General features: G+C 68.2%; 1 protein-coding gene and 2 pseudogenes. All 3 read right to left on the bottom strand.

What is annotated here, in order from left to right; genetic code table 11:
• Positions 1-317: pseudogene (locus RZR99_RS33540) on the bottom strand (MlaD family protein); the annotation flags it as partial.
• A 1-nt stretch (position 318) separates the two neighbouring features.
• Positions 319-1,317 (bottom strand): annotated as a pseudogene (locus tag RZR99_RS32755) (PqiB family protein); the annotation flags it as partial.
• A partial coding sequence (locus tag RZR99_RS32750) for a paraquat-inducible protein A (protein WP_323123819.1) occupies positions 1,310-1,780 on the bottom strand: 471 nt, incomplete at its 5' end. The pseudogene RZR99_RS32755 and the gene RZR99_RS32750, both read right to left, overlap by 8 nt.

Genomic DNA, 1,780 nt, shown 5'->3' with positions numbered 1-1,780 from the left:
TCGCCCTTGCTCTGAACCGCTTCGCGGAAGCGCCGGCCGAGCCGCTCGGGGTAGACGTTCATCGTCACCGGCATCGTGAACGACTTGGTCTTCGGGTCGTAGTCGATGCCGATGCTCGTCACCTGGCCGAACACGACGCCGCGGAAGTCCACCGGCGCGCCGACCGCCAGCCCGCGCAGCGACTGGTTGAAGTTCATCACGACCTGCTCGGGCCGGCCGTCCGGATCGCGTATCGCATCGCCTTCGTCGGAGCCGAGGCGGAACGTCGTGTTGTTCGGCGCGGGCGGGCCGGCGCTCTGGTCCGGCGGCGCCTGGAANGCCGCGGAAGTCCACCGGCGCGCCGACCGCCAGCCCGCGCAGCGACTGGTTGAAGTTCATCACGACCTGCTCGGGCCGGCCGTCCGGATCGCGTATCGCATCGCCTTCGTCGGAGCCGAGGCGGAACGTCGTGTTGTTCGGCGCGGGCGGGCCGGCGCTCTGGTCCGGCGGCGCCTGGAAAGCGATGCCGCCGAGGATCACCGTGGCAAGCGACTGCGTGTTGAGCTTGAGGCCGCTCGAATCGAGCCGCAGGTCGACGCCGCTCGCCTGCCACCAGCGCGAGTTCAGGCCGACGTACTGATCGTACGGGGCGTTGACGAATACCGTGAACGTGACGCCGGTGCCTTCCTTGTCGAGCGAGAACCCGACCACCTGGCCGACCTGCACGCGCCGGTAGTAGACCGGCGAGCCGATGTCGATCGACCCGAGCGAATCGCCGCGCAGCACGTACGAGGTGCCTTTCTGGTCGCCGGTCACGGCCGGCGGCGCTTCGAGGCCGATGAAGCTGTCCTCGCCGTCCTTCGAGCGGCCGGCGTCGACGCCGATGTACGCGCCCGACAGCAGCGTGCTCAGGCCGGACACGCCGCTCGCGCCGACCCGCGGCCGCACCACCCAGAAGCGGCTGCCTTTCACCGCGAAATCTTCCGCTTCCTTTTTCAGCTGCACGTCGACCAGCACATGCGACAGGTCCTTCGACAGCGTGATCGCCTTGACCATGCCGATCTCGACGTCCTTGTACTTGACCTGGGTCTTGCCGGGTTCGAGCCCTTCGGCGCTGCGAAAGCTGATCGTGATCTCCGGCCCGCGTTCGAGCACCGACTTGACCACCAGCCCGATGCCGATCAGCGCGGCGACGAGCGGCACCAGCCAGACGAGCGAGGGCAGCCAGCCCGAGCGCCGGGTGATGACCGGGTCCGACGGGCCGCCGGGCGGCGTGGGGGGAGCCGATCGGCCGGCCCCGGCATTCGGGTCGTGTTGCGGGCCTTGCGGACTATTCATGATGATTCCCTGAGGTTTCGACGTTGTCCCAGATGAGGCGCGGGTCGAACTGCATCGACGCGAGCATCGTCAGGATCACCACCGAGCCGAACGCGAGTGCGCCGGGGCCCGCCGTGATCACCGCCAGCGAGCGGAAATGCACGAGCGCGACCGTCAGCGTCACGACGAAGATGTCGAGCATCGACCAGCGGCCGATCCGCTCGACGATCCGATAGAGTTTGGTGCGCTGTATCGGCCGCCACGCGGAGCGGCGCTGCGCGGTGGCGGCGAGGATCACGAGCACGCCGAGCTTGAGCATCGGCACGAGGATGCTGGCGACGAACACCACCACCGCCAGCGGCCATTCGCCCGACACCCAGAAATAGACGACCCCGCTCATGATCGTATCGTTCTGCGAGCCGACGATCGACGCGGTACGCATGATCGGCAGCAGGTTCGCGGGGATGTAGAGGATCGCGGCGGC

The organism is Burkholderia alba (genome assembly GCF_034721475.1).
Classification (GTDB): Bacteria; Pseudomonadota; Gammaproteobacteria; order Burkholderiales; family Burkholderiaceae; genus Burkholderia; species Burkholderia alba.
The sequence above is the reverse complement of the archived record's forward strand: the minus strand, read 5'-3'. Positions and strand labels throughout refer to the sequence as shown.